General features: G+C 66.4%; 4 protein-coding genes. All 4 read right to left on the reverse strand.

Annotation, left to right across the window (positions count from 1 at the left end; all coding sequences use genetic code 11):
- The coding region (locus JHD73_RS26155) for a type II secretion system F family protein (protein WP_199033073.1) at window positions 1-637 on the reverse strand (637 nt) is incomplete at its 3' end.
- A gap of 16 nt (window positions 638-653) precedes the next feature.
- A complete protein-coding gene (locus tag JHD73_RS26160; protein WP_199033074.1) occupies window positions 654-2,393 on the reverse strand; it encodes a DUF4153 domain-containing protein in 1,740 nt (579 codons plus the stop codon).
- 110 nt (window positions 2,394-2,503) lie between these two features.
- Complete coding sequence (gene gspE / locus JHD73_RS26165; protein ID WP_199033075.1) at window positions 2,504-4,063, reverse strand: type II secretion system ATPase GspE; 1,560 nt, start codon at window positions 4,061-4,063, stop codon at window positions 2,504-2,506.
- A 21-nt stretch (window positions 4,064-4,084) separates the two neighbouring features.
- Window positions 4,085-5,597, reverse strand: a 1,513-nt coding sequence (gene gspD / locus JHD73_RS26170; protein ID WP_199033076.1) for a type II secretion system secretin GspD, incomplete at its 5' end; no start/stop codon positions are given.

Here is a 5,597-nt window from a genome sequence, read left to right on the forward strand (position 1 = left end):
GCATCACGATGGTCAGCGTCGGCAGCTTTTGCTTCGTGTTGGCAAACACGCTTACCACCTGCGGCACCACGTACGACAGCAGGAAGATCACGATCGCAAACGCCACCACCGTGACGATGGCCGGGTAGGTAAACGCCAGCTTGATCTTCGAGGTGAGCGCGTTGCGGCTCTCGATGTAGTCGGCCAGGCGCGTGAGCACGAGGCCCAGGTTGCCCGAGTGCTCCCCCGCTGAGACGAGTGCGCGGTAGATGTCCGGAAAATCCTTCGGGTGCTGCGCCAGCGCCACCGACAGGGAGCTGCCGCCCACCACTTCTGCGCGGATGGCTGCGAGCAGTTCGCCCACGTAGGCGCGTTCAGCCTGATCGGCCAGCGCCGCCAGTGCTTCGTCCAGCGGCAGACCGGCAACCAGCAGACTGGCGAGCTGGCGCGTGACCAGCGCGTTTTCCTGCGCGGAGAGTCGCTTGCCGAAGCTGGATCCGCTGCGCTTGGTGGCTTGCGCGCCCAGCGCGTCAACCAGCAGCGGCGTCAGGCCGCGGGCGCGCAGCAGCGTACGCGCCTGACGTGCGCTGTCGGCTTCGATGACACCCTTGTCGGTTTTGCCGGCGGCGTCGGCGGCTTCGTAGCGGAAGGCTGGCATGGCAAATCGTGTTCGGTCAGGGCTTCTTGTTGGTGTCGCAATCGGCGGCGCGGTCGGGAATGACCATCCAGCGCTCTTGGCCGATGAGCAAGTCGTTCCAGAGCGGCTTGGCCGCCGTGGCGGTTGCGGCGTCCGCGTCGGTGGTGTCGTGGCAGCCGCGCAAGGAGATCTCCAGGTAGCCGATCGTCTGCCAGCCGGCAGCGGTGCGCGCGTAGATCTGCGGACGGTACTGCGGCACGGCGGGCAGGATCTCGGGCTGGCCGTCACCGTCAAGGTCGAGCACGATCAAGCCGCAGGTGGCGGCGTCGTTCGTCTTGCACGCAAGCGAGATGAAGTTGTCGCGGTGCGCTCGGGCGTAGTCGATGAAGTCTGCGGGCAGGGTGGCGCCTGTCGGATAGAGCTTGGTGCTGGCGAGCACGGTGTCGAAGTCGGCGCCCTTGGCGTTGTCGCCATAGCGTTGCGTCTTGGCCAGCGCCAGTGTGGCGCGCCGGTTGATCTCGGCGTGGTTGGCGAGCGTGGTATCAGCAGCGAGCTTGGCCAGTGCAGCGCGGCCCGGCCGGCCCATGTCGAAGCGCAGGGCGTCGTAGTCGAACTTCTCGGCAGAGACTTTGCCGGCGGCCAGGCGCGCGAGTTGGCTGTTCAGCGCCAGGCGATGCTGCTCCAGCACCGGGCTGGCAAGCAGTGCAATGGCGACCAGCAGGCCAATCGCCACCGCCACGTTCACGCGGCCGATGCCGCCCAGCCATGCGCCACCGCGCAAGGCAGCCAGCGCATAGCCCAGCGCGTAGACGCAGCCGGTGAGCGCGACCAGCACGCCCCAGATGCGCTCGATGGTCAGGCCGTGCTGCTGGATGCGCAACCACATCGCGGTGAGCGCCAGCCCGGCAAGCACCGGCAGCGCCAGCGTGAACAAGCGCAGCAAGGCGGCCAGCCAGCGCGGGTAGCCTGGCGCTTCGCTGCCATCACCATATGCGGCGTTGATGAAGAGTACCGATACCGCCAGCAGCCACAGCAGCAGCGTGGCTGCATAGCGGGTTGCCCACAGCGCCTTCAGACCCGTGAACGGTAGCGCCAGCACGAAGCCTGCGCCAATCAGCAGTGTCAGCGGCAGCAACCACTTGCACGCCGACAGCGCATGCCGCTGGATTGATTCGACCATCACGGCATGGCGCCGGCAAAGTTGCACGGCATAGGCAAAGCACACCGTGGTAGCCGGCCAAGCAAAGGCGGACTTCCGGATCAGATCACGGAAGAAACTCAGCCCGATGACGCCGAACAACTGCGCCCCCAGGAATAGCACGGCCCAGAAGATGCCGGTGAAGACGGCGGCATCGATCACCAGGATGGCGTCGCGCCAGCTGGTGCGGAACAGGGCAGGGTAGTCGGTCAGCGCACGACGATCGGCGTGCAACTGGATCAGTGGCAGCGCCAATACCCATAGCGCGAGCGACACCAACTGCACGCGGCCGAGGCTGTTGAAGCGCTCGGATGTCGACCCCGCCTGCCCCATCCAGTGGCTGTAGCCGGCCAGGGCGGCAATCAATGCGGCAGCGAGAAGCAGCAGCGCAACCTGGCGGCGCGGCGCGGCAGAGTGTTCGCACAGGTAGTACGCGGTGGGGCCAAACGCGAAGAGGGTGAAAGTGCTGGCCAGCATGGCCTGCTGTGCGTCGGTCATGGGAGCGCTGGACAGCTGCCCGCACACATACAGAACCACGCCTTGCACCAAGGCAATCAGCATCAACCGCAACGACGGCATCTAAGAGGGCTCCAGGGGCCAACAGGCCCAAACAGCGCAGCCGGGCCGGACTATGAATGGCGCGCCGGGCCGTGACGCGCCAGCCGCGCGCGTCGCGCCCTAATTGCGCATTAATCGCGTGTCACGCGCAGCACTTCTTCCAGCGAGGTCGCGCCCGTGTCGATCCAGCGTTGTGCATCCATGCGCATGGTCTGCATGCCCTGGCCGATGGCGAGGGCCTTGATCTCGGATTCGGCTGCCTGGCGGTGGATCATGGTCTGGATTTCGGGCGTGACGGTCAGCAGTTCGTACACACCGGTCCGGCCCTGGTAACCCGAGTTGCTGCAGCGCTCGCAGCCCACGTGGTGCCACACCGATTTGTGCGCCGGTGTGGCCGGCACCACGCCATCCGCAACCGGTGTGCCAGCCACGGCTTCCAATTCAGCGGGCGTGAGTTCGAGCACTTCTTCGCGGCGGCACTGTACACACAGGCGGCGCACCAGCCGCTGCGCCAGCACCCCGAGCAGCGACGACGACAGCAGGAACGGCTCGATCCCCATGTCGATCAGGCGTGTGACCGCCGACGCCGAATCGTTGGTGTGCAACGTCGCCAGCACCAAGTGGCCGGTCAGCGAGGCCTGCACGGCAATCTGGGCGGTTTCCAGGTCGCGGATTTCCCCGATCATGACCACGTCCGGATCCTGGCGCAGGATGGCGCGCAGGGCCTTGGCGAAGGTCATGTCGATCTTCGGGTTGACCTGCGTCTGGCCGATGCCGTCCAGGTCGTACTCGATCGGGTCTTCCACCGTCATGATGTTGGTGGACGCCGCGTCGAGCCGCGACAACGCCGCGTACAGCGTGGTTGTCTTACCCGAACCCGTCGGGCCGGTGACAAGCACGATGCCGTGCGGCTGGTTGATCAGGTGGTCAAAGCGTGCCAGCGTGCCGGCGCCCATGCCGAGCTTGCTGAGGTCCAGCCGGCCGGCTTCCTTGTCGAGCAGACGCAGCACCGCGCGCTCGCCGTGGCCGGTGGGCAGGGTGCTCACACGCACGTCCACCGGGCGGCCACCCACGCGCAGCGTGATGCGGCCGTCCTGCGGCAGGCGTTTTTCGGCAATGTCGAGCTGCGCCATGATCTTGATGCGCGAGATCAGTGCGCCGTGTAGCGCCTTCTTCGGACGCACCACGTCGCGCAGCGTGCCGTCCACACGGAAGCGCACCACCGACGAATTCTCGAACGGCTCGATGTGTATATCCGATGCGCCTTCGCGCGCGGCCTGCGTGAGCAGCGCGTTGATCATGCGGATGATTGGGGCGTCGTCTTCGGATTCGAGCAGGTCTTCCACGGCGGGAATGTCCTGCATCAGGCGCGAGAGATCGACCTCGCCTTCCACCTCGCCGACCACCTGGGCGGCACTGCCGTCCTGGGCGTTGTAGGCCGTCTGTGTGGCAGTGGAGAGTGCAGCAGTGTCGAGCGTCACCAGGTGCAGTGCGCCGAACACGCGGGCCAGTTCGGCCAGCGCGGTGCGCGAGGTTTCCGGGCAGACCCAGACTTCCAGCGTGTCGACGTCCTGCCGGGCGACAAGCAGGCGGGCGTCGCGCGCGAACGCGTACGGCACCAGTCGCACCGCCGATTGCGAGGGCGGCTCCAGCGTCTGGACGTCGGTGGTCAGGGCTTGCGTCGTTGCCATGGTGTGTTGTCCTCGGCGCCTTTAGCCGCCGTTCCTCGGCGCGTTGCCGTCATAGCCGCCCGAGGTGGGTGCCGCGAAGTTCTGCAGGCGCGGCTCACTGCGCGTGGTGCCTTGCGGCATCGGCAGCGGTGCGCCCGGCGGCACCTGCGTGCCGGTGGGGCCCTTCGGCACGATCGATACATCACCGTAGTTGGGTGCGGGGCGCATGGTGTCGGGCGTGGGCAGCACCGGCGTGTCCTTGTCGGACGTGGTCGGCAGCATGTTGGGCGAGACAAAGAGCTGCTGCTGGGTGCGCATGTAGTCGTAGCGGTTGTCCGACAGCGCGCCGGTGGCTTCAGCCGTGCGCAGGATGATCGGGCGCAGGAACACCAGCAGGTTGGTCTTCACGCGCTGTTTGCTCTCAGAGCGGAACAGTGCACCCAGGATGGGGATGTCGCCCAGGCCCGGCACCTTTTGCTCGCCGTCTTGATAGTTGTCTTCCAGCAGGCCGCCGAGCACGACCACTTGGCCGTCGTTGGCCAGCACGTTGGTTTCGATGGAGCGCACGTTGGTGGTCGGGCCCTGCTGCGCGTTTTGCGTGCCGTTCACCACCGACGACGACTCCTGGAAGATCTGCATCTTCACCAGCCCACCGTCGGTGATCTGCGGCTTGACGCGCAGCGTGATACCCACGTCCTTGCGGTCGTAGGTCTGGAACGGCTGCGATGCCGTGCCCGATTGCTGCGTGTACGAACCGGTCGTGATCGGCACGTTCTGGCCGATCAGGATCTTGGCTTCTTCGTTGTCCAGCGTGATCAGGTTTGGCGTGGACAGCACGTTGACCGAGCCGTCCGAACCCAATGCGCTGAGCAGCGCGCCCAGCCCGCTGCCGCGGTTGAACACCCCGACGTTGCCGCCGTTGAGTTGACCGACGTTCAGGCTACTCAGCGCGGCTTGCGCGGCGGTGCCGCCAATGCCACCCGAGCTGATGGCGGCAATCGTGCCGGCCAGATTGAGCACGTTATTCGAGCCGGTGCCGAAGTTGGTGCCGCCCCCGATAAACGTGCCGGGCCCACCCCCGCCGGCCAGCCACTGGATACCGAGCTGCGATGCCTTGGTCGCCGTCACTTCCACGATCATCGATTCGATGTAGACCTGAGCGCGGCGCGCATCCAGATCGTCGATCACAGCGCGCAAGTTGCGGTAGACCGGTTCGCTGGCGGTGATGATGAGCGCGTTGGTGGCCGCATCTGCCTGGATGATGCCGCCGGTGGTCGGGGTGTTGTTCTGCCCGAACGAGGCACGGAACGACGAATTGCCGCTGCCACCGCTGCCGGAGCCGGAACCGCTGCCGTAGTTGGTGTTCTGCGTGTTCTGGTTGAACTGCGAACCCGAGGCGCCGCCGGTCGGTTGCGAGGTCGCGCCCTGCGCCGCGCTCTGCCCACCCGGGCCAGTGGATGCGGAGGCTGACAGCGTGGCGTCGGCCGCCACGATGGCACGCAGCGTGGTGGCCAGTTGCACCGCGTTGGCGTTCTTGAGCGGTACTACCCAGATG

The sequence above is a fragment of the Ralstonia sp. ASV6 genome, from assembly GCF_016429285.1.
Taxonomy (GTDB): domain Bacteria; phylum Pseudomonadota; class Gammaproteobacteria; order Burkholderiales; family Burkholderiaceae; genus Ralstonia; species Ralstonia flaminis.

What these genes read in the sequence shown, in the direction of transcription:
- JHD73_RS26160 (WP_199033074.1), bottom strand. Translation starts at nt 2,393, where the DNA reads ATGCCGTCGTTGCGGTTGATGCTGATTGCCTTGGTGCAAGGCGTGGTT.
- gspE (WP_199033075.1), bottom strand. Translation starts at nt 4,063, where the DNA reads ATGGCAACGACGCAAGCCCTGACCACCGACGTCCAGACGCTGGAGCCG.